This window comes from Affinundibacterium amnicola (assembly GCF_014284275.1).
Classification (GTDB): Bacteria; Pseudomonadota; Gammaproteobacteria; order Burkholderiales; family Burkholderiaceae_D; genus Undibacterium; species Undibacterium amnicola.
Map to the genome: position 1 here is coordinate 722,286 of NZ_JACOFU010000002.1, position 27,000 is coordinate 749,285.

Annotated in this window: 20 protein-coding genes; 10 read left to right on the top strand and 10 right to left on the bottom strand. The window is 46.4% G+C overall.

Annotation, left to right across the window (positions count from 1 at the left end; all coding sequences use genetic code 11):
- Positions 1-116: 116 nt before the first annotated feature.
- The 3 genes from acnD to prpB form a co-directional block, all read right to left on the bottom strand.
- The gene (gene acnD, locus H8K33_RS07385) at positions 117-2,711 is read right to left on the bottom strand and encodes a Fe/S-dependent 2-methylisocitrate dehydratase AcnD (protein ID WP_186890331.1); all 2,595 of its coding nucleotides are present in this window, start codon (positions 2,709-2,711) and stop codon (positions 117-119) included.
- Positions 2,712-2,975: 264 nt separating this feature from the next.
- Entirely contained in the window at positions 2,976-4,130 is a 1,155-nt protein-coding gene (prpC, locus tag H8K33_RS07390; protein WP_186890332.1) for a bifunctional 2-methylcitrate synthase/citrate synthase, read from the bottom strand.
- Between the two features lie 140 nt (positions 4,131-4,270).
- Complete coding sequence (prpB, locus tag H8K33_RS07395; protein ID WP_186890333.1) at positions 4,271-5,161, bottom strand: methylisocitrate lyase; 891 nt, start codon at positions 5,159-5,161, stop codon at positions 4,271-4,273.
- A 260-nt stretch (positions 5,162-5,421) separates the two neighbouring features.
- Here prpB and prpR point away from each other — a divergent pair, with 260 nt between their 5' ends.
- The 4 genes from prpR to H8K33_RS07415 all read left to right on the top strand — a co-directional run bounded on the left by prpR (position 5,422) and on the right by H8K33_RS07415 (position 9,210).
- A complete protein-coding gene (prpR, locus tag H8K33_RS07400; RefSeq protein WP_186890334.1) occupies positions 5,422-7,116 on the top strand; it encodes a propionate catabolism operon regulatory protein PrpR in 1,695 nt (564 codons plus the stop codon).
- Between the two features lie 113 nt (positions 7,117-7,229).
- Entirely contained in the window at positions 7,230-7,607 is a 378-nt protein-coding gene (locus H8K33_RS07405) for a response regulator (RefSeq protein ID WP_186890335.1), read from the top strand.
- A 2-nt stretch (positions 7,608-7,609) separates the two neighbouring features.
- Positions 7,610-8,224, top strand: a complete 615-nt coding sequence (locus H8K33_RS07410; protein WP_186890336.1) for a chemotaxis protein CheC — start codon at positions 7,610-7,612, stop codon at positions 8,222-8,224.
- Positions 8,221-9,210 (top strand): sensor domain-containing diguanylate cyclase, encoded by a 990-nt coding sequence (locus tag H8K33_RS07415; protein ID WP_186890337.1) that lies wholly within the window; start codon positions 8,221-8,223, stop codon positions 9,208-9,210. The genes H8K33_RS07410 and H8K33_RS07415 overlap by 4 nt, the downstream gene beginning before the upstream one ends.
- Positions 9,211-9,331: 121 nt before the next feature.
- On the opposite strand, the gene H8K33_RS07420 is transcribed toward H8K33_RS07415, so the two are convergent.
- Positions 9,332-10,141: a substrate-binding periplasmic protein gene (locus H8K33_RS07420; RefSeq protein WP_186890338.1), complete on the bottom strand. Its 810-nt coding sequence runs from the start codon at positions 10,139-10,141 to the stop codon at positions 9,332-9,334.
- Between the two features lie 238 nt (positions 10,142-10,379).
- Here H8K33_RS07420 and H8K33_RS07425 point away from each other — a divergent pair, with 238 nt between their 5' ends.
- The 6 genes from H8K33_RS07425 (at position 10,380) to H8K33_RS07450 (ending at position 19,159) form a co-directional block, all read left to right on the top strand.
- Positions 10,380-13,379 (top strand): GAF domain-containing protein, encoded by a 3,000-nt coding sequence (locus H8K33_RS07425; protein ID WP_186890339.1) that lies wholly within the window; start codon positions 10,380-10,382, stop codon positions 13,377-13,379.
- A gap of 116 nt (positions 13,380-13,495) precedes the next feature.
- A complete protein-coding gene (locus H8K33_RS07430; RefSeq protein ID WP_186890340.1) occupies positions 13,496-14,800 on the top strand; it encodes a metal-dependent hydrolase family protein in 1,305 nt (434 codons plus the stop codon).
- A gap of 105 nt (positions 14,801-14,905) precedes the next feature.
- On the top strand, positions 14,906-15,613 hold the full coding sequence (locus H8K33_RS07435) for a DUF6445 family protein (RefSeq protein ID WP_222613326.1): 708 nt from the start codon (positions 14,906-14,908) through the stop codon (positions 15,611-15,613).
- A gap of 286 nt (positions 15,614-15,899) precedes the next feature.
- On the top strand, positions 15,900-17,318 hold the full coding sequence (locus H8K33_RS07440) for an RCC1 domain-containing protein (RefSeq protein ID WP_186890341.1): 1,419 nt from the start codon (positions 15,900-15,902) through the stop codon (positions 17,316-17,318).
- A gap of 197 nt (positions 17,319-17,515) precedes the next feature.
- Positions 17,516-18,241 carry a substrate-binding periplasmic protein gene (locus H8K33_RS07445; RefSeq protein WP_186890342.1) on the top strand — a complete coding sequence of 242 codons (726 nt, stop codon included), beginning with the start codon at positions 17,516-17,518 and terminating at the stop codon, positions 18,239-18,241.
- Between the two features lie 30 nt (positions 18,242-18,271).
- On the top strand, positions 18,272-19,159 hold the full coding sequence (locus H8K33_RS07450; RefSeq protein ID WP_186890343.1) for a Dyp-type peroxidase: 888 nt from the start codon (positions 18,272-18,274) through the stop codon (positions 19,157-19,159).
- A gap of 34 nt (positions 19,160-19,193) precedes the next feature.
- On the opposite strand, the gene H8K33_RS07455 is transcribed toward H8K33_RS07450, so the two are convergent.
- The 6 genes from H8K33_RS07455 to H8K33_RS07480 form a co-directional block, all read right to left on the bottom strand.
- Positions 19,194-20,429, bottom strand: a complete 1,236-nt coding sequence (locus tag H8K33_RS07455) for an ABC transporter permease (protein ID WP_186890344.1) — start codon at positions 20,427-20,429, stop codon at positions 19,194-19,196.
- A complete protein-coding gene (locus H8K33_RS07460; protein WP_186890345.1) occupies positions 20,426-21,640 on the bottom strand; it encodes an efflux RND transporter periplasmic adaptor subunit in 1,215 nt (404 codons plus the stop codon). The genes H8K33_RS07455 and H8K33_RS07460 overlap by 4 nt, the downstream gene beginning before the upstream one ends.
- Positions 21,637-23,664, bottom strand: a complete 2,028-nt coding sequence (locus H8K33_RS07465) for an HlyD family efflux transporter periplasmic adaptor subunit (RefSeq protein WP_186890346.1) — start codon at positions 23,662-23,664, stop codon at positions 21,637-21,639. Before H8K33_RS07465 ends, H8K33_RS07460 begins: the two co-directional genes overlap by 4 nt.
- 8 nt (positions 23,665-23,672) lie before the next feature.
- Positions 23,673-24,344 carry an ABC transporter ATP-binding protein gene (locus tag H8K33_RS07470; protein WP_186890347.1) on the bottom strand — a complete coding sequence of 224 codons (672 nt, stop codon included), beginning with the start codon at positions 24,342-24,344 and terminating at the stop codon, positions 23,673-23,675.
- Positions 24,345-24,556: 212 nt separating this feature from the next.
- Positions 24,557-25,939 carry a NarK family nitrate/nitrite MFS transporter gene (locus tag H8K33_RS07475; RefSeq protein WP_186890348.1) on the bottom strand — a complete coding sequence of 461 codons (1,383 nt, stop codon included), beginning with the start codon at positions 25,937-25,939 and terminating at the stop codon, positions 24,557-24,559.
- A 234-nt stretch (positions 25,940-26,173) separates the two neighbouring features.
- Entirely contained in the window at positions 26,174-26,968 is a 795-nt protein-coding gene (locus H8K33_RS07480; protein WP_186890349.1) for a Crp/Fnr family transcriptional regulator, read from the bottom strand.
- Positions 26,969-27,000: the final 32 nt, after the last annotated feature.

Consider the following 27,000-nt stretch of genomic DNA (forward strand, 5'->3'; position numbering starts at 1 on the left):
CGAAAAAGATCTCAATCAAATCTCAAATTGTTCAGCGAACAATTAATAGTATCAATAATCAACCACCCTCATCCCAACCCTTCTCCCGCTTGCGGGAGAAGGGCTTATTTCATCGGCTAAACATTCTTCGTCGACTCCAAAAAATCCTGAGCAAAACGTTGCAACACCCCACCCGCTTCGTAAATCGACACTTCTTCCGCCGTATCTAAACGACAGGTTACAGGCACTTCTACACGCTCACCATTTTTACGATGAACAACCAAAGTCAAAGTCGTACGTGGGGTTCGTTCACCAATCACGTCATAGGTTTCTGTACCATCCAAGCCTAAGGTCAAACGATTCACGCCGACTTTAAATTCGAGCGGCAACACACCCATACCGATCAGATTCGTGCGATGGATACGCTCAAAACCTTCCGCTACAATCACTTCCACGCCCGCCAAGCGCACGCCCTTCGCCGCCCAGTCGCGTGAAGAACCTTGACCGTAATCAGCACCAGCAATAATGATCAGTGGTTGCTTACGTTCCATGTAGGTTTCTATCGCTTCCCACATGCGCGTGACTGTGCCTTCTGGTTCTATGCGTGCCAGTGAACCGGCTTTGATCTTGCCATCGGCATCGCGCACCATTTCATTTTTCAAAGTGGGATTAGCGAAGGTAGCGCGTTGTGCAGTTAAGTGATCGCCGCGATGGGTTGCGTAAGAATTGAAGTCTTCTTCCGGCAAACCCATCTTGGCCAAATAAGCACCTGCCGCGCTGTCTAGCATAATCGCGTTGGATGGCGATAAGTGGTCGGTCGTGATGTTATCGCCCAATACCGCCAAAGCACGCATGCCTTTCATCGTACGCTCACCTGCCAAAGCACCCTCCCAATACGGCGGGCGACGGATGTAAGTGGATGGCGCACGCCAATCATACAAAGGTGCGACGCTAGCTACTTGTTCAGTCGAGATCGCGAACATAGGCTCATACACTTTGCGGAACATCTCAGGTTTGACGCTGGACTTCACAATCGCATCGATCTCTTCATCGGTCGGCCAGATATCTTTCAAGCGTATTTCTTTGCCATCGACTACCGTCAATACATCTTTCTCGATATCGAAACGTATCGTGCCAGCAATCGCGTAGGCTACTACCAAAGGTGGCGAAGCGAGGAAAGCTTGTTTGGCATAAGGATGAATACGGCCGTCAAAATTACGATTACCAGATAACACGGCAGTCGCATACAAATCGCGGTCAATAATCTCTTGTTGAATCACTGGATCAAGTGCGCCAGACATGCCATTACAGGATGTGCAAGCGTAAGCGACAACGCCAAAACCAAGCGCTTCCAAATCAGACATCAAGCCTGCTTCTTCCAGATACAAAGTCACTGCTTTAGAGCCAGGCGCTAAGGATGATTTCACCCAAGGCTTGCGCGTTAAACCAAGACGATTGGCGTTGCGTGCTAATAGGCCGGCGGCAATCACATTACGTGGGTTTGAAGTATTGGTGCAACTGGTAATCGCAGCGATGATGACCGCGCCATCTGGCATTTGGCCTGGCACGTCATCCCACGCTGCTGCGATGCCTTTGGCAGATAAATCTGCTGTTGCGACACGCGCATGTGGATTCGATGGACCCGCCATATTGCGTACTACCGATGACAAATCAAATTGCAGTACGCGTTCATATTCGGCTGTTACTAAGGAGTCTGACCACAGGCCAGCAACTTTGGCGTAAGTTTCTACCAAAGCGACTTGTGCGTCTTCACGCCCCGTCAATTTCAAGTAATCGATGGTTTGTTGATCGATACTGAACATCGCCGCGGTGGCACCATACTCAGGTGCCATATTCGAAATCGTAGCACGATCACCGAGCGTCAATGCTGCCGCACCGCTGCCGTAGAATTCAAGATAAGCGCCGACCACTTTTGATTTGCGCAAAAATTCTGTGAGTGCCAAAACGATGTCAGTTGCAGTAATACCTGGTTGTGGCTTACCGCTCAGTTCGACACCGATAATATCGGGCAAACGCATCCAAGATGCGCGACCTAACATGACGTTTTCTGCTTCCAGGCCACCAACACCAATTGCGATCACACCCAGTGCATCGACGTGTGGTGTATGACTATCGGTACCAACTAAAGTATCAGGAAAAGCCACGCCATTTTGTGATTGGACTACCGGTGACATACGCTCCAGATTAATCTGATGCATGATGCCGTTACCCGGCGGGATCACTTCCATGTTTTTAAATGCGAGCTTGGTCCAGTTAATGAAGTGAAAACGATCTTCATTGCGTCTATCTTCAATCGCACGATTCTTTTCAAAGGCTTGCGGATCAAAACCACCGCACTCAACTGAGAGTGAATGATCAACGATCAACTGCACCGGCACCACAGGATTCACCTGCGCCGGATCGCCACCTTGATCAGCAATCGCATCACGCAAACCCGCCAAATCGACCAAAGCTGTTTGACCGAGAATATCGTGGCACACCACGCGTGCTGGAAACCACGGGAAATCCAGATCACGCTTGCGTTCTATGAACTGCTTTAAGGAATCCGTCAAAGTCGCAGGGTCGCAACGACGTACTAGATTTTCTGCGAGGACACGTGACGTGTATGGCAGCTTGGCGTAGGCACCGGCTTCGATGGCATCGACGGCTTCACGTGCATCGAAGTAATCGAGTGAAGTACCGGGAAGGTTTTTGCGGAATTGTGTGTTCATAGTTTTTCCAATTATTTTTTTAAACCCATCAACGCCGAAACGCTGAGCAATGTAGGAGTTATTTTGTCACTCCTCCCCCCTTCAAGAAGAGGGGGGGAGGTTGGGAGGAGGATAGGGTTTTATCTCGCACAACAGAAATCCATCCCCACCCCAACCCTCCCCTTGAAGGGGAGGGAGACTTCATCAAGACTCGCTCATCATTAACCTCTGCGCTCCTCTGCGCCTCTGCGTCTCAGCGTTGAGGGGTTCTAAAGCCATCCAAATTTACTTACGATCTCTTAACGCCACAAACGCCAAATCCTCAGGCCCCACATAATTCGCACTTGGACGAATAATCTTGTTATCGATACGCTGTTCAATGATATGAGCCGACCAGCCTGAAGTACGTGCGATCACGAACAATGGTGTGAACATTGCGGTTGGTACGCCCATCACATGATAAGAAACTGCAGAGAACCAATCCAGATTCGGGAACATTTTTTTGATATCCCACATCACCGTTTCTAAGCGTTCAGCGATGTCATACATTTTGGTGGAGCCAGCTTCGACTGACAAAGTACGCGCCACTTCTTTGATGACTTTATTACGTGGATCAGACACGGTGTACACAGGGTGACCGAAACCGATCACGACTTCTTTGTTTTCTACACGACGTTTGATATCCGCTTCTGCTTCATCGGGATTGTCGTAACGCTTTTGAATTTCAAACGCCACTTCGTTTGCACCGCCATGTTTAGGACCACGCAAGGCACCAATCGCGCCAGTGATGGCGGAATGAATATCGGAACCTGTACCCGCGATCACGCGGCTGGTGAATGTTGATGCATTGAACTCATGCTCTGCGTACAAAATCAAAGAAGTGTGCATCGCACGTACCCAAGAAGCTTTTGGTTTTTCGCCGTGCAAGAGATGCAGGAAATGTCCACCGATGGAATCATCATCCGTTTCCACATCGATGCGTTTGCCGTTGTGGCTGAAGTGGTACCAATACAAAAGCATAGAACCGAATGACGCCATCAAACGATCAGCGATATCGCGTGCACCTGGGGTATTGTGGTCATCTTTTTCTGGCAGCGTGCAACCCAATACGGATGAGCCCGTACGCATTACGTCCATAGGGTGTGAGGATGCTGGCAAGGCTTCCAAAGCTAATTTCAAGTTCGCTGGCAAGCCGCGTAAAGATTTTAATTTTGCTTTGTAGGCAGATAATTCCGCTGCTGTTGGCAATTTACCGTGCACCAGCAAATGCGCGATTTCTTCGAATTCGCAATTATCTGCCACGTCTAGAATATCGTAACCGCGGTAGTGCAAATCGTTACCAGTTTTACCTACGCTGCATAGCGCGGTGTTACCAGCAGCAACGCCGGATAAGGCTACGGATTTTTTTGGTTTAAATGTTGGGGTTTCTTGTGTGGTCATGTTCTTTCTCCGAAGGTATGTGTGTCTTTATTTCGCTATCGTCTCTTGTCTGAAGCTCCTCCCCCTTCAAGGGGGAGGGAGTTAACACATCACTACACTTCAGACGATAGGAATGTACTTTTTAAATTAATTCAAACCAGTTACTTCGCCTTTTGCTGCGCAAACAATGCATCCAATTTTTGTTCAAAATCGTGATAGTTAATGCGTTCGTAGAGCTCCATACGCGTCTGCATAGTATCGACAACATTCTTTTGCGTGCCATCACGACGAATCGCGCTGTAGACATTTTCCGCAGCCTTATTCATCGCGCGGAAAGCACTCAGTGGATACAGCACCAAACCAACATCAGCAGAAGCTAATTCTTCTACCGTGTACAAAGGTGTGGAACCGAATTCGGTGATATTCGCGAGGATAGGTACTTTGACTAAATTGGCAAATTGTTTGTACATTGCCAGCTCAGTGATCGCTTCTGGGAAAATCATGTCAGCGCCCGCCTCTACGCAAGCTAAGGCACGATCTATCGCTGCTTCTAAGCCTTCGACAGCTAAAGCATCAGTACGCGCCATGATGACGAAATTTTCATCAGTGCGTGCATCAACCGCGGCTTTCACGCGATCGACCATTTCTTGTTTGCTGACGATTTCTTTACCCGGACGATGACCACAACGTTTCGCGCCAACCTGATCTTCAATATGCATCGCTGCAGCACCAAACTTAATCATCGATTTAACTGTGCGTGCCACGTTGAAAGCGGATGAACCAAAACCGGTATCCACATCCACTAACAAAGGCAAATCACACACATCCGTAATTCGACGCACGTCGGTCAATACATCATCGAGGTTAGAGATACCGAGATCGGGCAAACCCAAGGAACCAGCAGCGACACCGCCACCCGACAAATAAATCGCCTTAAAACCTGCGCGTTTTGCTAATAAAGCATGATTGGCATTAATTGCGCCAACCACTTGTAATGGAGATTCTTCTTGCATCGCCTTGCGGAAGGCAGCACCTGCGGAATATTGGGACATGTTCTTTTCCTTTTGTTTGGATGCTAATGGCATTGCAAAGCGCGTGCCAATACCGCTAAAGAGAAAGGATACTGACAAAATTAATTATAGAATCTTTAAAAATCAATAGCTTAGGAAAAATCAACATAGAGAAAACTTGAGTAAAACACTCGACTACGTTGCACAAAGGCGTTGCAGATGAAACATAAATGAAACATAATTTGAAACACGAGATTCGCATCAATTGAAACACTTCATCACATTAGCACCTCCAAAAGCCCATGAGCCGACGCCCACCAATCCCACGCGACCCCCAAGACAAACCGATCATTTGGACGGTTTCCATTTCTCGTTTGTTTGATTTATTCCGCGACATCATGGTGGAATACGATGCCAGCGCCGATATAGAACCGATTCATCTTGGCTTCGAAGAGGCGGCTCAGGTACTACGTGAACGCCTGCAAACCGAGCGCTGCGATGCAGTGATTGCGGCTGGCTCGAATGGTGCCTATCTGAGAAATCGCTTACCGATTCCGGTCGTAATCGCCAAGGCAAGTGGTTTCGATGTGATGCAAGCTTTAGCTAGGGCACGCAAAGTATCACGTCAAATCGCCATCGTCACGTATCAAGAAACCATGCCCGAATTACTTGATTTCAAAACGACCTTTGGATTTCAGGTTGAGCAAAGAACTTACGTGACCGAAGAGGATGCGAAAAGTCAGATCAGCGAGCTCAAAGCAATGGGCATTCAAGCAATCGTTGGCGCTGGCTTAATTACCGATCTGGCGGAAGAAGCTGGCCTCACTGGTATCTTTATGTATTCAGCAGGATCGATCCGTCAGGCATTTGATGACGCGATTGAAATTTCTAGACTCACCCGACTCGAAGCATCAAAAGGCAGGCAACAACCTGTTGGCGAATTACGTGCACGCCATAGCATTAAAGATCTGCGTGGCGACTCTGAATTGATGCAAGATGTCCGCCAATCCATCATGCTATACGCACGCTCTCCCGCCACTGTTCTATTGCAAGGCGAAACTGGCACAGGTAAAGAGCTCGCAGCACAAGCTATCCATAAAGAAAGTTCGCGGGCAAGACAGTCATTCGTCGCCGTCAATTGTGGCGCAATCGCAGAGTCCCTATTGGAATCAGAATTATTTGGTTACGAAGAAGGTGCATTTACCGGCTCACGACGCGGCGGTCACGCTGGACTATTTGAAGCCGCGCACCGCGGCACCTTATTTCTAGATGAGATCGGCGAAATGCCGCTCAATTTACAAACACGATTATTGCGGGTGTTAGAGGAAAGAGAAGTCGTACGCGTTGGCGGTGTGCGACCGATTCCTGTGGACATTCGTATTATCAGCGCCACCCATTGTGATCTGGAACAACGCATACGCGAAGGCCGATTTCGTGTCGATCTGTTTTATCGACTTGCGGTGTTGCGTCTACGCCTGCCTGCATTACGTGAGCGCCCTGAAGATTTACTTGCACTGGCACAGTGGAGCCTCAAACAAGCTTGTGCTGCCATTGGCAGCCGTCCACATCCAAATTCGCAGGTCGAAGTCGCCCACTGCCACGATGTACTACAGCAGTACAGCTGGCCGGGCAACGTACGGGAACTACGCAATGTCATGGAACGCTTAGCCCTGCATCTTTCAGCTGCCCCCTTACAAGCCATTACGCCGAATTATTTATCCAAACTACTGCCAGAGTTACAAGCACCAATCTCAGCAACAATTACAGCAAGTGCCCAAGCAACTACGACAGCAACTACCACCGCAACAACGGGCAACAATCAAGTAGCAGCCACATCAGTGACAACGGCGCTTTCCAATGACGAGGATTGCCTAGATAATTTAATGAGAAAATTCAACAATAATCGGGAAGAAGTTGCACGACATCTAGGGATCAGCCGCACCACATTATGGCGACGATTAAGTAGCCAAAAAACTTTCGCCAAAAAGAAACAATAAGTAACAAACACCACCGAAAATCTAAGGTATAACTAAGTCTATTTTTTTAAAAAAGAAGCGCTTGGGTTAAAATGCGACTATTCTGAACTACCCATTACTAACAGGACAAATCCATGACAAGTGCTACGACAATCAAAAAATTGTTAGTTGTTGATGACAGCAAAGTGTCCCGTATGATTATTCGTGCCAGAGTTTTAGCGGTACAGCCTGATTGGGAAATCATCGAAGCAAGTACGGGTGCTGAAGGCATTGCGATGGTGAAAGAACATCAGCCAGATTTTTGTACGATGGATATCAACATGCCAGGCATGTTAGGCACAGAAGCAGCGGAAATTATTTTAGGAGACAACCCAACAATTCGGGTCGTTATTTTTTCTGCCAATATTCAAGAAAGCTTTCAAGATAGAGCCACTGCGATGGGCGCAATTTTCGTCGCGAAACCCATCACAGAAAAATCGATCGCAGAAGCATTGCATTACTTTTTAGGATAATTGTGGATAGTCTAAGCGAACTCCATCTCGACGCACTGGCTGAAGTATTTAATGTCGGCGCGGGTCGTGCTGCGGCCAGTTTGAGTGAAATTGTCGGCGACGAAGTCAAACTTTCTGTTCCCTCTGTGGAAATCAAAAAGAGTTCTGAAGTCGACGCCAGCATCATGGATTTAAGTAGTATGAAATTTGGCGTAGTTAGCCAACATTTCTCTGGTCCTTTTGACGCACAAGCACTACTGCTGTTTACCGAGAGTCACGCGCTGGAAATTGTGCGCGATATGATGGGCTCACAAATGAGCATAGAAGAGCTGGCTGAATTCGAACAAGAAGCCATGTGCGAGCTCGGTAATATTATTCTGAATGCTTGCTTGTCTGCGATGGCTGATATGCTACACATTTCCCTCAATAGTTCATTACCAGATTATCGCATTGCATCCACCGAAGATATTTTCAAAAGTCTGCAAAGCTCAGCCGATCAACCCTATATTTTGGTTTTACATATTGACCTTTCAATCGAGAAACGTCATTCCGAAGGACATTTAATTTTCTTGCTAAGTTCGATGTCACTTCGTAGTTTAGTGCAGCAATTGGAGCTGTTTTTAGGAAATATTGAATGAATTTTGTAGAACATTACCAAAGTAAGATTTTTGATAGCCTAAGTATTGGCTTAATCGTGGTCAATGCCAACGAAGAAATCTTATTGTGGAATACCTGGTTAGAAAAACACTCAGGCATCACCAGTGAAAATGCCCTTGGTCAAAAGATCGGTGATATTTTTCCAGTGGCGCCAAGTGCGGCATTTTTGTCGGCATTACGCAATTCAATGAGTTATGGTTTACCTGCGGTATTATCAAACGCCTTGCATCGCTCGCCGCTGCCTTTGTTTTCGATAGACGAAAGTTTCAAGAATCAATTAGCGATCCACCAGTCCATCACCATCACACCATTAGTTAGTGAACAGGCTGGCCACACTTGTTTAATTCAGGTGACCGACTCCAGCACCTCGATTCGTCGCGAAAAAATGCTACGTTCGCATTCAGAAGTTTTGAAAAAAGATGCGACCACAGATAGTCTAACCGGACTTTATAATCGCCGTTTTTTCGACGAACATTATAAAATTTCTCTTGGCCAGGCAATACGTCAAAAACATCCTTTATCGGTTTTCATGGTCGATATTGATTACTTCAAACAGTACAATGATTACTATGGCCACCCTGCTGGTGACAAAGTACTGGTACAAGTTGCGGCCGCTTTAAAATCACAACTATCGCGCTCTTCTGATATGTTGGCCAGATATGGCGGTGAGGAATTTGTGCTGATTTTGCCGAATATGAGCGATGAACACGGTATGGACTTTGCGAAAAAACTCATCGCTGCGGTGAATCAATTAGCGCTACCGCATTTGAAATCAAAATCAAACAAAATCATCAGTATTAGTATTGGATTTAGCACTTACGATCCCAACCAGCATCGCGAAGTTTCGACCTTAATTGATGCGGCAGATACCGCTTTATACAAAGCCAAACAACAAGGCCGTAATCAAGCCTGCTTTATGCCTCTCGATACCTTGCTGTCACATCGACTTCAAATTCATGCGGACTAGGGCGTGTTGACCTGATATGAACGCTTAGATTGTGAACCGTGCAGTTTAAGTCATGAAGTGTCGCTGAACTAGGCAATAGTAAAACGCGCCGTCAGTGGTTCAATGCTATCTTCGTGCCATACTAATGATAGCCCCGCAGAACTGCCGTCAAGCGGCCATTCTTTTTACCCCGAAGAATCGCTTTATCGATTTTTGCAATGACGTCTAGGTAGAGTCCCTTCGCGCTCGCGAAATGGGTGGTGTCAAAAAACAAGGGCTGCTCAGTCACATCAAAATGACGCCCTTGCAACTCAGGATCATTCGACTCTTGTACAACAGTCCGATTAATATAGGCTTCAACTTCTTTATGATGTTCATAGCCACGCACCGGCCACACCATCAAATCACTTCTTTTTGCCATCAATTTTTTAAACCGCGCAATGGTTGATGCCGAATCTTCCTGCACCGTAAAAATATGGTCACGAGCCAAGTCAAACTCCAAACCATGACTAAATCCGCGGCCAGTGCTCACCACTTTTCCGCGTAGATCTTCGACCGTTTTATACTTAGGTTTGGGTGAACCATAGGTAATACCCCAGATTTTTTCAACCACAACTGCTTGGGAAAAATGATAAAGCGCTAAGCGCTCTTTTGAACGTGAAAATCCATAGATGATCCCTTTACCATTTAAAGTTTCAACCTGTGCCCGCTTCCATGGCAAGATAACCGCCTCAAATTTCAATCCCGTTTCGTTCTCAAAATAGCGTAGAACTTCAAGTAATTTAGGATCTGAAGGCACTTGCTTACCCTGCGAATCCAGCGTTTCTTGAAGAAATAAACGAACACTCTGCTGCCCTGCCGCAAACACGGGCTGCGAGCACAAGCAAATCAACCAGAAAATCGATCTGCAAATCGAACTACAAATACGAGGAGTCCAACGTAAATTACGCATAAACAAACCAAGAGATTAAGCACAAGGCGCAGTATCGCAGCCAGACTGCATTTGAGCAAGAATACCTGAGTATTTTCGACTATTTTTTTATATAGTATTTGCCAATGTTAATGAAGAAAAAATACCTCAAAATTCCGGTCTCAACAACACTTTCCTTGATGAGGAACATTTCTTCGTGGATACTGTCTATTGATAGCAAATTCACTTGCTCTTTCATTTCAACTCAGGAGTGCTCTGCATGGAATCCCCCGAAATTCCTCGAGATGAAGAAGTCCGGCTACATGCACTCCGCGAACTTGATATTCTCGATACCGCGCCCGAAGAGCGCTTCGACCGGCTGACCAGACTAGCGCAACAAGTCTTTGGGGTCGACATTGCCTTGGTTTCCTTAATTGATGCCGACCGACAATGGTTCAAATCCAAACAAGGACTGGATGCATGCGAAACAGGTCGTAATATTTCGTTCTGTGGTCACGCCATTTTGGAGCGCGATATTTTCCACATTCCGAATGCCTTACTTGACCCACGTTTTTCTGACAACCCTTTAGTCACAGGGCCACCAAATATTCGTTTTTACGCTGGCGCCCCTTTACGTCCTGATGGTCAACATAGCATCGGTACACTGTGCATCATCGATAGCAAGCCACGCACCCTGAGCATTAAAGAGTTACGCATTTTGCGCGATTTGGCCGATAGCGTAGAAAAAGAAATTGCACAGCTTCATCAAAATCATCAGCATCAAGCGCTACTGTCGCTCACCAAAATATCGTCGCTGAGCGAGTCAGACTATGCACAGCTGTTACGTAGCGCAATGCGGATAGCCCAAGATTTTCTTGGTATGCCGCATGCCTTAATGAACCGCATTCGAGGCAAACAATGCGAGGTGTTAATTCAATCTGGTGCGGGCTCGCAATGTGAAGGATCACTGCAAGACTTAGAGCAAACCTTGTGTTCAATCACAATGGAAAAGAACACGCTAACGCTATTACCTGACATACGCAAAACACCCTATGCGAACCTAGCAAACAATATCAATAACGCCGCATTCTCAATTCGATCTTATATTGGCATTCCAATTGAAATACGTGGGACTTTGTATGGCAGTCTCGTATTTTCCTCTCCTGAAGTACGTGTTCCAGATCATTTTAATAAAGCTGAGGTTGAATTCATTCAGCTATTTTCTGAATGGCTTAATAGCAAAGTGCACGAGTGGGAACTTGATCAATCACTCAAATTACAACAAAAACTCGCCAAAGCTATTTCTCATGCCCAAGAAAAGTTCATCCACGGGCAGGGAAAAAGTAAAGGCTTTCATGGATTGCTGCATGACATATTGGATTTAAGCGGCTGCGAATTTGGCTTCATTGGTGAAGTGCTAGAAGATAAAGCGGCCAAGCCATACTTAGCCACTTTCGCCATCGAATTTATATCCAATACGCCTAATCAGCCAACATCACAGACGATGAGTGCAAACAGCAATATCACGATTGAGGATTTAGATCCGACTTTCATCTCTTCTATTCACACAAACACCACGACTATTCTCAACGCTATCGGTGAAGAAAGTGAACATAAGTTGAGACTTCCTACCGGCCAGAAGATACAGAATTTTCTTGGTATTCCGATTCATTACAACGAGCAGTTGGTCGCAATGATTGGCTTAGCAAACCGGGCGTTTGGGTTTCAAGCACCGTTCATCCAATTCTTAGATCCTATCTTGCTGACCATAGGTCAATTAGTACAAGCAACCAGAGTTCAAGCTCAGCACAAGGAAAGCGAACGACGTTTGGCAGACATCATCAAAGGCACCAATATTGGTACCTGGGAGTGGAATGTTCAGACCGGAGAATCTTCTTTCAACCAACGCTGGGCTGAGATCATAGGCTATACCTTAGAGGAAATTTCACCGTCCGATATCAACACTTGGATCAATTTCGCTCATCCCGATGATTTAAAAAAATCAAATGCGCTACTGCAAAAGCATTTCGACGGCGAATTGGACTATTACGAAACCATCAATCGTATGCGTCACAAAGATGGACATTGGGTATGGATTTTGGATCGTGGTTGTTTAGTCAGCCGAACCGCAGACGGCAAGCCGCTCATGATGTCTGGTAGTCACGCAGACATTTCAAAACAAAAAGAGGCTGAAGCGCAACTGGCCAATGCTTATGATTTATTAGAACAATCGAATACTATCGCCCGTATTGGCACTTGGGAAATTGATGTACGAAATAGGCAGCTAACATGGAGCAAAGTGACCAAAGAAATTTATGAAGTACCGAATGACTTTGTTTGCCCGATTGAACAAGCGATCCATTTTTACCACGAAGGTAAAGATCAAGAAACCATTACTCAGCTCTTACAAAGAGCGATTCACGAAGGTCTGTCATTTGATATCGAACTATCGATACTGACTTACACAAAAAAACAGCGCTGGGTTCGGATTGTTGGCATTAGCAAATTGAATGATCAAATTTGCGAGCGGGTTTACGGCACGATACAAGACATCAGTGAACGCAAACGTATAGAAAAAATGAAGGACGAATTCATTTCTACCGTTAGCCACGAATTACGCACACCACTCACATCTATTTCAGGTGCACTTGGTTTAATGGTCAATGGTGTCATGGGTGAACTACCAGAAAAACTGACTAGTATGTTACACATTGCCCATAAAAATAGTCAGCGTTTAAGTTTTCTGATCAATGACTTACTGGATATGGAAAAAATCCTGGCGGGGCAACTCAAGTTCAATATTGAACGACTACCACTCGCCCCCTTGTTGCAACTGGCTGTAGATAGCAATACGGGCGCCACGATAGAACGCATGATTTCAATGTCGATTGATAATCCGCTGCAGGATATCCACATTGCTGTCGATACACAACGCTTGCTACAAGTGCTGTCCAATGTCATTTCCAACGCGATTAAATACTCGCCCAATCACGGTCATATCCAACTCACAGTGCTGCTGCATCAAACACAAGTTAGGATAGTCGTCAGCGATCAGGGGCCAGGTATTCCAGCGGAATTTCAGTCACGTATTTTTCAGAAATTTGCACAAGCAGATTCTTCTGATACCCGCCAACGAGGCGGCACAGGTCTGGGATTGGCGATCAGCAAAGAACTCATCGAAGCCATGCACGGCAGTTTAAGTTTTAGCTCAGTTTATGGGCAAGGTGCGAGCTTTTATATTGACTTGCCAATCATTCAAACACCACCAGCCACAACTTGACTTTGACTACATTACTTTTTAATCTAAACCATGTGCTCGACACGCATTACTTTACTTCTTAACGCCTTAGCTGACCTTACCCAACCCTGCCTCACAAACAATAAAGAGACTACAACATGAATAAACTGAAATCGATCGCACTCGCCATTGCCTGCTGCGGAATTGCGAGTCCGGCACTGGCTGCTACCACCGTGGTGAACTGTGGCAAATTACTTGATGTTAAAAATGGCGTGTGGCGTGACAAGGTCAGTATCACCATTGAGAATAATAGTATCGTTTCGATTTCTGCGATGAAGACAGATCCTTCGCATATTGATCTGAGTGGGTACGCTTGCTTACCAGGTTTGATCGATATGCATGTGCATTTATCGCATGATCCCAAGCCGCAAGTTGAACAATTGCGTGATCGCTTAACTGCCGACACCGCTGATTACGCTTATGCATCCATCAAATTGGCAGAACGCACGCTGATGTCAGGTTTCACCACCGTGCGTGACTTAGGTGCGGGGGGCGGTCTCAATATCTCCATGAAACGCGCGATCGAATCCGGCAGTATTATTGGCCCACGACTGTTCACAGCAGGAAAATCCATCGCAACAACAGGCGGACATGCCGATCCAAGCAATGGCTTGTCGCAGGCGATGCGCACCGCAGTTGGCAAACCTGGCCCTGAGCAAGGCGTGATTAATGGCATAGAAAGTGCCAGAGAAGCCGTACGCAGTCGTTATCAAGAAGGTGCAGATCTGATTAAAATTACCGCAACAGCGGGGGTATTAAGCCAAGCCAGTAGCGGTGAAAATACTCAATTCACCGATGAGGAATTAATCGCGATTATCAAAACCGCCAAAGATTATGGCTTCCGCGTTGCCGCTCATGCGCATGGCAATGAAGGTATCAAACGGGCGCTACGTGCGGGTATCGATTCGATTGAACACGGCACCTATATGGATGATGAGGCGATTGCCTTATTCAAGAAAAATGGTGCGTGGTATGTGCCCACCATCTCTGCTGGAAAATTCGTCGCCGAAAAAGCCAAGATTCCGAATTATTTTTCACCTGTAGTACAACCTAAAGCGGCTGCAATTGGTCCGCTAATTCAATCGACTTTCGCACGTGCCTACAAAGCCGGCGTCAAGATCGCATTTGGCACCGATGCTGGGGTATTTCCTAACGGAGAAAATGCCAAAGAGTTTCGCTACATGGTCGAAGCCGGGATGCCGGAGCTAGCAGCCATACGCAGCGCTACTTTGAGTGCAGCGGAATTACTCAATCAAAGCAAACGTTTAGGTTCTATCGAAGCGAATTTCGCCGCAGATATCATTGCAGTGAAAGGTGATCCCTTAAAAGATATCAGTACATTAGAAAAAGTAGATTTCGTGATGAAAGATGGTGTTGTATATAAAAAACCATCGCTCAAATAAATCGTTAATTCAGATGTAAAAATGCAAAGATAAGCTGGCAGTCTGTTAAGATCAAATGGATTTCCCAGACCAACTTATCTTTGCAACTTCTGTTGATACGATTTCATGCGACCACTTCCTATTCCCACAACTCCGTTGCCAGCAATTCCTGCAATCGCTCCCAAATTAGCTTATGAACCACTAGAACATGGCAAGAATTACTGGATCGTTGATGAGGTACTCAGCAATGCAACAGAAATTGCCGAACGATGTTTTAGTCGTGACAAGTGGGAGTATGGTGCCCCTTATCAACCCGAGAGCTGGCCTGGTATGCGCTTCCACGGTGCACTAGAGGCTGCTGAGCTCGAACAAATTGAATCGCTGGTCAAACAACTCATTGGTAAAGATAGACTCTGGATGGAGCAGCCTCCTGGCGGTCTGCGTCTCGACTGCAATGTTGCCCAATTGGTCGGAGAGAAAGAAAGCACGCCGCATCCACATACCGATAGCCGTCGCTTATGTCGCTATGCCTGCGTCATTTATCTGAGTCCCAATCCCCCACCCGATACTGGCACTAGTTTTTGCCGCTTGCGCTACCCGAACGGAGCAATTGGTGGGAATATCGTCCTCGAACCACATAATAATCTGGTCGATGCTTTGCAAGTGCGGGCGCTACCAATTCAAGCCTGGTATGAAGATATGCGGGTGCAAAATGTGTTCAATCGTATGATTTTATACAAAGCAAATCTAGTTCACTGTGCCAGCGGCTACTTTGGCAAGGAGTTACGGGATAAACGTCTGACCACGGTATTTTTTTGGATGACAGATGACTAGAGGTAATGAAACTATGAAAAGGCAGCCGATGTTTTGTGCTTAAATTTTTGCATAAAGCCAAGCCAATTAGCGTAATAAGCCTCAGAAAACCTGTTTAATCAAGCAATCGCTTGAGGTATTTTTGTTTACACTGGTCAGCACAGAACTAGAACATGACTTGAACATGGTCGAAGCGACTTTTCTTCACTTCAAAACATTTCTGCTATTTCTGATCCTGAAACAAACCTAGAACAGACCTAGAACAACCTTGGCTCAGATCACGAGTCACTTCGAAGCAAAGACAACTATGAAACCTCGGGCCTTAACACCAACACTGATTAGCTTCATCGGATTAATGCTCAGCCTTTGTTTAAGTGCGTGCGGTGGCGGGAGTAAAGATAGCGCAACCACGCCAACGACGCCAGCTGCGCCTAGTTTGGTCTCGATTAGTGTGACACCTTCGAATGCCACAATTTCAGTCGGATTAAATCAACAATTCACAGCTACCGGAACTTATTCAGATGGCAGCTCTAGCGCCATTAGCAAAGACATCAGTTGGAGTTCTGGTGGAACCATTGCTAGCATCGTCCAAACTAGCGGACTAGCCACAGGAAAAACTGTCGGCAGCGAAACAATCACCGCGACTGTCGGTAAAATCATCGGCAGTACAAAATTAAGCGTTCAAGCGCCCTACGTCAATGTCTCTGCTGGCGGTCATCATTCTATCGCGCTGAAATCTAATGGATCTTTAATTAGCAGTGGCTTAAACCGCACGGGACAACTTGGTAACGGTACTGCCAACGACCAAGCAACGTTCAGCAATGTCGGCGCTATTACAACATGGACGCATGTCTCTTCAGGAGAATTTCATACAGTGGCAATTCGTAGTGATGGTTCGCTGTGGACTTGGGGATTTAATCAAAATGGTCAACTCGGTGATGCCACATTCGTCGATAAACTTGAGCCATTAAAAATTGGTAGCGCTAGTTGGATTGCAATTGCCGCAGGAAAATCACACACCCTTGCAATTAAAAAAGATGGCACTTTATGGGCATGGGGACGAAACTTTTTTGGGCAACTTGGTGATGGCACTGTCATTGATCGGGCATTACCTGTCCAAGTCGGCACTGCAAAAAATTGGACAAGTGTCGCTGCAGGCACCAATCATACAATTGCCCGGCGTGATGACGGCACAATTTGGGGCTGGGGTGATAATAGCGCGGGACAAGTGGGAATCGGCACCATCATCAAAACCAGCACCCCGACACAAATTGGAACAGCAACTTGGGTCGCGATTGTTGCTGGCGAAAGTCATAGCTTAGCAATCCGTGCTGATGGTGCGCTATTTGGATGGGGAAATAATATCAAGGGACAACTCGGCACAACAAACCCTACTTTCAGTCTTACTCCTTTCCAAATCGGAACCCAAACTACCTGGGCAATGGTAGCCGCTGGCTCGAATCACAGTTTGGCGATTAAGAATGATGGCAGTTTATGGTCGTGGGGTTTAAACGACGATGGGCAGTTAGGTTTAGGAAATTATCAATTGCAAACAATTCCAACGCAGGTCGGCGACATTAAACTATGGAAGACGATCAGTGCCGGGCAGTTTCATAGCTTGGCGGTGCGATCCGATGGCAGCTTATGGGCTTGGGGCAGGAATATCGACGGACAATTAGGTGATGGCAAACGCGTCAGCTCCCCACTTCCATTGCAAATTCCTTAAGCAATCTTAATGAGGCATCAGATCAAGCCTTAACTTTACACGTAAAGTAAGAGCAGAATTTAGGCTAGAATAGTTCTCTATACGGGTTCGATAAGAATCTGCTAGTTCCTTGGAAAACAACATTGCTTATTTTGATTCAAAAACTATTCACAGTTTTTCTGCTATGCGCTATTTCAATGGCGGGATTGGCGGCACCAATGCTGCCCAAGAAAAATACCCGTCCCACCGTGGTGGTACTGATGGCAGAACAAAAAGGTGATCGCGACCAAATCCTTCCATTAACCCGCAACGTCCTTCAACTTTTTAGCTACCTGGAAGATTCCGCACAGATCAAAATTGATATTCGTCGCTATCCATGGCGTCGGGTTTTACATAATGGCGAGAACGGTGAAGGCCTCATCTTTGGCATCTACAAAACACCAGCACGCTTAAAATCCTTTCATTTTTCTGAACCGGTATACTCCGATAAAGTTTGGCTACTTAGTCGTTGCGAAGACAATCTTCAATTCAATTCTATTCAAGACCTCAAAGGCAAAAAAATAGGTATCGTACAGGGCTCCAGTGCAGGCGAAGAGTTCGATAGCCAAGTGAATGTTATTTTTAAAGCAGAATACAATACGAGTAGCTTGGCTGGACGCTTTTTAAAGCTTTATCAAAAACGTATGGACGCCTTCTTGCTCTATGAGCCGCGTACCAATTTAAAAGAATTACAAAAAGAACTCAATCAACTGTATGCGTCTGAAATCGACGAGTATAAGAAAAAGAAAAACGATATCTTTTGCATTCTACCGCGCCCCGTCTCGGTCATCGACGCTTACTTCGCCATCAGCTTACAAGCCGACAAAACGCAACTCAATAAGATTGATAAAGTATTGCTACAAGCGAAGAAATCGGGAGATTTAGATCGACTCTTCGCGAAATAATTTCTTCCTCGCTTATTCTATCTGTTCACTATGTCTGATTTTCAAACTGAAATACTCACACCGATCCCAGCACACGCCGTTTACTTACATTGTTGCCGTGTAGCGAACGCCGATCAAGCACACATCATTGCGGCATTAAAACAATTATCATCGCAACTCAGTGATAAAACGGTGGTCATCGGATTGGGTGCCTCACTGTTGGATTTCTTGAATATACAGATTCCTGGCATGCACGCTTTTCCTGATTTTTCGGCATCGCATCTCGATATGCATGCCTACGAAACCGACTTATGGATATGGTTAAAAGCCAAAGAACGCGGCGAACTCTTTCACACAACGCAGCAAATCAGCAGCCTACTCGAGGAAAGTTTTCGCATCATCCACCAAGTTGATGCTTATCGGTTTCAAGACGGCCGCGACTTAACTGGCTATGAAGATGGCACCGAAAATCCTGAAGGTGAAGCGGCCTGTGAATGCGCCTTTATGCATCACGATCAAGCGGCATTGAATGGTGGTAGTTTCCTTGCAGTACAACAGTGGCAACACAGTTTTGCCGCGTTCAATGCAATGAGTGCCATCGATAAAGATCATATGATAGGGCGGCGTTTGACTGACAATGAAGAGCTCGACGACGCACCAGAAAGCGCGCATGTGAAACGTACCGCGCAGGAAAATTTTTCTCCCGAAGCTTTTATTCTACGCCGCTCTATGCCTTGGTCATTACAAGATCATGGTGGGCTTTACTTCACCGCATTCGGCCATTCATTCGACGCGTTCGAAGCCCAGCTAACACGTATGTTAGGGCTAGAAGATGGCATCGTCGATGCGTTATTTCAAATTTCATCGCCGATAATGAGCAGTTATTTTTGGTGCCCACCCATGCAACAAGGGCGCCTAAATTTAAGCGCCCTTGATTGATCACACCAATAAATTTTTGATGGCTAGCGAGTCTCTAGCCATCACTACGCAAAGCAGCAATCGGGTCTAAACGAGAGGCTTGCTTAGCAGGAAAAACACCAAATGCCAGCCCAACTGCAATACACATCGATACAGCAGTCAGCAAACTAAACGGTGACCAAGCAACCGACCATCCGGCCAGCGTGGCAATACTATAAGCAGCGATCGCCCCCAGTACAACACCCATTAAAGCCCCCGTCACGGCAATCACTAAAGCTTCTGCTAAAAACTGCTCGACCACATCACGTCGACGTGCACCTAATGCGCGTTTCAAGCCAATTTCACGACGTCGTTCCAATACATTCGCCAACATAATATTCATGATGCCGATGCCACCAACTAACAAAGAAACAGCAGCAATCGAACTCATCACGATCGTAAAAATTCTTTGTGTTTGTTGATTCTGCCGATACAGTCCCATCGGTACGATCAGATTGGTATCATCGGCATTTGCATGACGTTGCTCGATCAAAGTTTGCAATACCCGTGCAGCGCCATCTGGCGCGACTTTGCCATCTAAACGCAAACTGATGCCATCGACTTCATCTTCAATCAAGGTAAATAAGAAACGGGCACGGCCACTTTCCCAAGGAACAAATAAACGCTCGTCGTCCAGACCTAATTTAATTCCTTCAAATTCGGATTTGCCAGCGGAACGATCTGCCAATACACCAACCACTTCCAACCAAGTATGATTGAGTTTAACGCGCTCACCGATGGGATTCTGCTCACCAAACAAACTCTTAGCCAAGCGTGCGCCAATCACGCAAACAGGCGCTAAAGTATCGCTATCCTCAGTTTGTAACCAACGACCATGCGCAATCTGCAAACCACCATGTTCAGCATAACTATGCGACACCGCGAACGCCCGGCCTGCGATGATATTCGTACCATACACCAGTTGGTCAACCTTGATTTCTTTCTTCAGAGCGACCGACTGCGCACCAGGCACCACCGACATCGCAGCTGTTGCGTCAGCGGCTGAAAGCCCCAACGAACGGGTACGAATATCTTTTAATTTATCCGCAGCGATACTCTTTGATTCGACCAAAATATTATTCAAACCAAGCTCTGCCACCAAACGCAAAGCTTCACGTTTACTGCCCTCGCCCACCGCTAACATCGCGACAATCGCAGCGACACCGAACACCATTCCCAATAAAGTTAAACCAGTTCGTAGCTTGCGCCGCTTTAACTCGACAATGGCTTCTATAATCAAGGCACGATTCATGATTTGTCCTCTTTCTTTTCCGGTACCAAAACTAACTTTGCACCGGCACTTAATCCGGACTTCACTTCACTGCGTATCTGCCCACGCAAACCCAATTCAACTTTCTGTTTTAGCTTAGTAGATTTTTCCATTAGATAAACAAAGTAATCAGCACCCTCTTGAACCAGCGCGATGTTGGGAACTGTGAGTACCTTACTGGAATTAAGTAAAGTGACCCGACCAGTAATTGCCTGCCCTGGTTTTAAGACAAACTTGCGTACCAAGTCTTGTCCTATACTAGCTTCAAAATCAGAATACTTGACGGGTGATTCACGTGATTTTGTGCTGGCGGTTTTGCCGACTTTAGTGACTTTCAAATCAAGTTCCGTTCCGGTGCCTGACAGGCGCACCTTGATCGCTTGACCTTCTTTCAAACCAAACGCTGCACCTTCTGCAATACTGAATTTGGCGACCTGCTGCTCCAAATCGGGTAAAGATCCGAATTCCTCTCCGGCCCACAATTTACTGCCAACTTGCGGCAAAGTACTGTCCCAGCGTGGTTTCAACAAAAACACACCCTCGTGCGGTGCCTTTAGCTCTAAGGACGACAAGCTCTTGCGTTGCTGTTCTATCGTCAAGGTCACACTCTCTTTTTGCGATTGCACAACAGCCTGATCCGCGTTGCTACGGGCGCCGATCTGATTATTTTTCCATTTCAAATAATCTTGCTTGTGATTGAGAAAACCGATATCGACTAAAGTATCGAGAATCTTATTTTGCGCAAAAATTTGCAGATCGGCATTCGCATAGCGTTTACTTAAATTCAAATCGCCAGTTACTTTAGCGCTATCCGAACTCAACTCCGCACGTCCCAATTCTGCAGTCGATTGGATTCCCAACTCCATTAATTCCTTACGTAGCAAATCCGTTTCTGCTTGCGATAATTTCACCCTGGATTGTGCTGCGTCAAATACCGCAATGATCTGGCCCTTTTCGACCAGACTGCCATTGGCAACCATAGAAACCAGATTGCGTTGATCCCATCCTGTACCGGGAACATTCAGCTGTGTGCTGGCTGCGGCCTTAATTTCACCATCGGCAGCAATCTCCTCTTGCCACTGACGCGCCTCGACAACTTCGACAGGCACGGCTTCGGAACTTGATTCACCGCCACACGCAGTCAATCCTAACATCGTCATCAACAAGACAGTCGCACGATTTATTTTGATCATTTCTTCGCTCCTGCCGTTACTCCAGGTTGCACAACTTGAGTTCCAGCTTTTTGATTTCCTAGTTTCACTTGTACCGCAGTGCCTGGTTTCAGATTCTTGGGCAAACTCTCAAACTCAATTTCGATATCTCTGACAATCATCGGTTGATTCGCGGATTTGCCATGAAAGACTGCGCCAAATCCGGTAATCTTGGCGGAGACCTGCGCATTCGAACCTGGCGCAATCACCGAAACCACTTGCCCCAATTTGACCAAAGACACTTGCGCTTCAGGTACTTTCGCGGCGACGAAAATTTTTGTCGGATCAGCCAGATTCGCCACTGCAGCGCCCATAAACACGCGACTCCCGACTGCGAATTTTTCATCATCAAAACCCACGTTATGCACCACCGTACCTGCCCGTGGCGCATTCACCGTCAAACCATTTAAGCCTTTTTCCAAGATGGTAATGGTCTGTTGTAGTTGTGCGATTTCTGATTTCAAACCACGCAATTCCGCAGTTCTGGCACGTTGCTGGGCTTCACGCTGACGTTCGGATAACTGGGCGAGCTGGTTAAACAGATCACGTTCAATAACCAACTTGTCATAATCAATCCGCTTTACCAATTCCTTGGGTAAAGAAGCTTTACGTAAAGCTTTTTCCGCATTGCTCTTAGCTTCACTCACGGCCAATTCAGCGGCTTTCGCAGCCTCGGCATGATCCAATGCGATCTTCTCTGATGTTCGTTGCTTTTCGTTGAGCGAACTGCGATGGGTATCGAGTCTGGTCTTGGCTTCATTTGCCTCAAAGATCGCAACTGGCTCACCGATCTTCACATGACTCCCCTCAGGAGCCAACATCACCAAGTTGTAATTCCATACGTGACGAATATTCGGTGGCGCGATGATTGAAGATTGGCGCGACAATACTTCACCTTCTAAAGTCAGATCCTGCGTTGAGGGATTGTCTGTTGAACTGCTAGCAGTAGATTTAGCAGATTTGTTTAGCGCTGCCGTATTGTCCATTTTCTGAATGGCTTTGTTATCATTTTTCACAGCGACTTTTTCTAATTTGATCGTTTCAACTGCGACGCTCATACCTTGCTGCAATTCATACGTTAAATTACTGGGCAAACGAATTTCTGTCTTAAAGTAACGTCCCTTCCCCCAGATCGCCCGTGCTTCAGGCGCGCTGGCGATGCGTTCAATAACACCCTTCGCATAAGAGTTTGGAATCGCATCAAAACGCAAATGTAGTTCTTGCCCCTGCTGCAAAAATGGCCGGTCTGCTTCCAATACCCAAGCGACGACATTAAGCTTACCACCACCGATGATTTGCCCAGCCACTGAACCTATTTGTGCATGACCACCTTCATCGAGGCGCTTCCCATTCCAATTATCATAACCATGAATCACCACCCCATCACGGCTTGCGCGCACTTCACTTTGTGCCACTTGCACTTTGGCGAAAGCAATCTGAATTTGTAAACGCTTCACCGCCAATTCACTATCATCCAATTTCCGCTTCACCGCATCTTTAGCGTTCTCCAAAGCTTTCTGTTTGACACCTAAATCACGGGTCGCTCTGTCTAACTCACCCTGATATTTATCGTAATCCAATGCAGATATTTGCGCTTTTGGTAGCGCAGCATCGATCTTCGCTTTGGCTAGTGCGGCTTGTGCGGTAATCAAGGCACGTTCAGCTTCTATCGTTTTCACTTCCAAATCGGCAGCTTCACGCAATCCACGCTCGCGGTTTTGTACCAATTCGAGTTCAAGTCTCTCGATGTCCGAATCACCTTGAGAATCAACCCGTAAAATTACCTCACCATTTTTCACTTTACTGCCTTCTGGCACAAAGTAACGCAAGGTGACCGGTGAAACATGGGAAGATGGGACAATAATCGGCACTGAATCCGCAGCTTGCAGTTCGCCAGTAAATAACACCGGTCGTTGATATGGCGGAGCAGCCAACTTATCAGCGAGCGCCGATGCACTACATAAAATGACCAGACAAAGTGCGGTGTACTTGCTAATGTGTTTCACAATGATCCTCATACCAGCACCTCATCGACTTTACCGTCTTTCAAATGAATGGTGCGTTGGGCTTTGGCAGCGATATTCGGATCATGCGTGACCAAGACCATGGTCTGTCCATTGGCATGTAATTCGGCCAATAGTTCCAACACATCGGTCGCACTTTTGGAATCGAGATTGCCGGTGGGTTCATCTGCCAGCAATAAAGCAGGCTGATTTAACAAAGCACGCGCAATCGCAGCTCTTTGTAATTGTCCGCCAGAAAGCTCGCCAGGCAAATGGCCGATACGCTGGCCTAAACCGATACGTTCTAGCAAAGCGCGCGCACGATTCTCCGCCTCGGGATCTTGCTGCTCCGCATAACGCTGCGGTAACAAGACGTTTTCTAATACCGTTAAACGCGGCAACAAATGAAAAGACTGAAACACAAAGCCAATCCGGCGATTACGCAAATCCGAAGAAGCATCATCATCCATGCTCCCTATTTCATCCTGTTCCAGATGGTAGGTACCGCTATCGGGCTTATCCAGCGCACCCAAAACATTCAGTAAAGTCGATTTACCGGAACCCGATGGCCCCATGATCGCGACAAACTCACCACGCGCTATCGACAAATCCACGCCATCTAAGGCTCGAATCTCATTTCCTCCCTGCTTATAGGTTTTACGAATATCTTTTAAGGCGATCATCTACACTTCCTCTGGAACGCTACAAGAGCGGTATGAAAACTCGAACAATTCAATTCAATCGACTGCGCAGGAAGTATCCTTACTGAATTGACAATTGTCAATTCTCAATTGTGCCAAAGAGAGATTTTATTTTCTATTTCATCACTCATAACCAGAAGCAAAAAAAACCCGCAATTGCTTGCGGGTTTTTTTAGCCTACATCGCGTTGATCACTAACAAGGCATCTCCGCATTTTTACGTGAATAGAACCACCAAGTAATCACCATGCAACTAATGTAGAAAGCGATGAAGGTGTACAAAGCCATATCTGGTGCTCCAGTGATCTTGATCGAGGTACCGAAGCCTTGCGGAATGAAGAATCCACCATAAGCGCCAATCGCACCAGAAAATCCTAAGACCGCAGCAGATTCTTTTGCGGCATCCAGGCGTGCTTGTCTAATTGCCGCTTCGCCTTTACCTGCACTGGCACGTTCTCTTTCGGTTTGGAAAATAATTGGGATCATGCAGAAGGTCGATCCATTTCCCAAACCCGTCAAAATAAACATGCCAATAAAGGAGAACAAAAACACACTGAATTGATGGGCATGTAAGGCAGGCAAAATGCCAAATGCAATCACCGCTGCCATCGCGCCAAACACCCAGAATGTCAAACGTGCGCCACCTAATTTATCCGACAAGATGCCACCAACTGGACGCGCCAATGCGCCAGCCAAAGGACCAAGGAAAGCAAATTTTGCCACATCCACTTCAGGGAACTGCGCTTTGATCAACATTGCAAAGGCCGCAGAAAAGCCAATGAAGGAACCAAAGGTGCCGATGTATAACCAGCACATCAACCAGTTATGTTTGCGTTTAAAAATAATCGCTTGATCAGAGAAAGACGCTTTTGCGGAAGCGATATCGTTCATGCCAAACCAAGCAGCAATCGTCGCCACCACGATGAATGGCACCCAGATGAAACCGGCATTTGCCAACCAAAACATTTTGTCGGTATTGGTTTTGACATTGTGATACAAGAAGCCGTCACCGGAAATCGCTGCACCGAACACCGCAGAGGAAATCACCAATGGTGCGACAAACTGCACGACAGACACGCCGAGATTACCGATACCAGCATTCATTCCAGTCGCATACCCTTTGCGTGATTTTGGAAAGAAGAAACTGATATTTGCCATACTAGAACTGAAGTTTCCGCCACCTAAGCCGCACAACAAAGCGAGAATCAATAAAGTGGAATAGCTAGTCGTCGGATCTTGCAACGCAAAGCCCATACCAATCGCAGGAATCAATAAGCTCGCGGTCGAGATCGCAGTGAAGCGACGACCGCCAAATACCGGCACCAAAAATGAATAAAAAATTCTGAGTGTGGCGCCTGACAAAGCTGGCAAAGCGGTTAAGAAAAATAACTGGTCTTTGGTGAATTTAAAACCCGCTTTATCCAAATTGGCAGCAACCACGCTCCACAACATCCAGACCGAAAATGCCAGCATCAGACAAGGTATCGAAATCCATAAATTACGATTCGCGATGCCATTTCCTTCCTTCTGCCAAAACCCGCTATCTTCGGGTTCCCATCGGCTTAACACATGTCCCATCTTGCACTCCTTCACTTAACTAGTTTCGAATTATTCTCATTCCATGTTTTCATTCAAAGAATAGGATTTACGCAAAATTGCGCTAGCGAGGCGACCACAACGACGCTAGCGTCTGTTTTGCGCAAGTCCTAAGGAAATGAAAACGCGCAATCCTTAATCATGAGCATAAGGATTGCGCGTCAATTTGAAAATTCTTCGTATGGGGATGTATCTATCCGCAAAGGTAGGAGTTACTCAGCCAAAAGAACTAGTGCTACTCAAACTTAAGCCCTGTCCCTCGCCCAATTCATTTGGAACCCGATGCGCTAGTGTGCGCACCTGTGTTTTAGCCGCGCCAGCATCTTGTACGGCACTACTACTGGCATAGGCTTTTAGCGCGGTCAAACAGTGAATATAAATGCGCGAGGCACTCACCCGAATTAAATCTAACTCGCTCAGATGATGCAACATCCGGGAGAAGGTTTCTGGGGTCAAATTCAATAGCGAGGCCACCACATTTTTCTTTAACTCCAAACGGATATCATTACTATCTTGAGTTACTGCCACCTGCACCAAATAGTCGACCACTCTTTGCATCGCGTTATGCGAAGACTGTCGTTCCACGCTGCGAATAAAACCCAGCAGGCGATGCGACAAACCTGTCATCATCTGGCGCGCTATCGTAGGCGACTGGTCAAGCAATTTAAACAGCGCATTTCTCGGTAAGCGCAGCAATAAAGACGGTTCCAAAGACTCTGCATAGAACGGATATGGCTCTTCAAGAAATAACATCGCCTCGCCAAAGCATTGACCAGGCCTGATTAATTCGACGATCTTATCGCTGCCATTAGAGGAAGGAATCGCCAATTTCATCAATCCGTAAACCAAGATAAAACATGCATCCGCAGTATCACCTTTTTGGAACAAGCTTAATCCCTTGTCTAGTTCCAATTTCACCACTTCTTTTTTCAAACTCTCTAATTCAAACGGCGATATATGACGAAACAAAGCCTGATTGGATAAAAGTCCATCAAGATTAATCTTACTCATAACGCGTCCCCCATCTTATCAATGTAATAGGG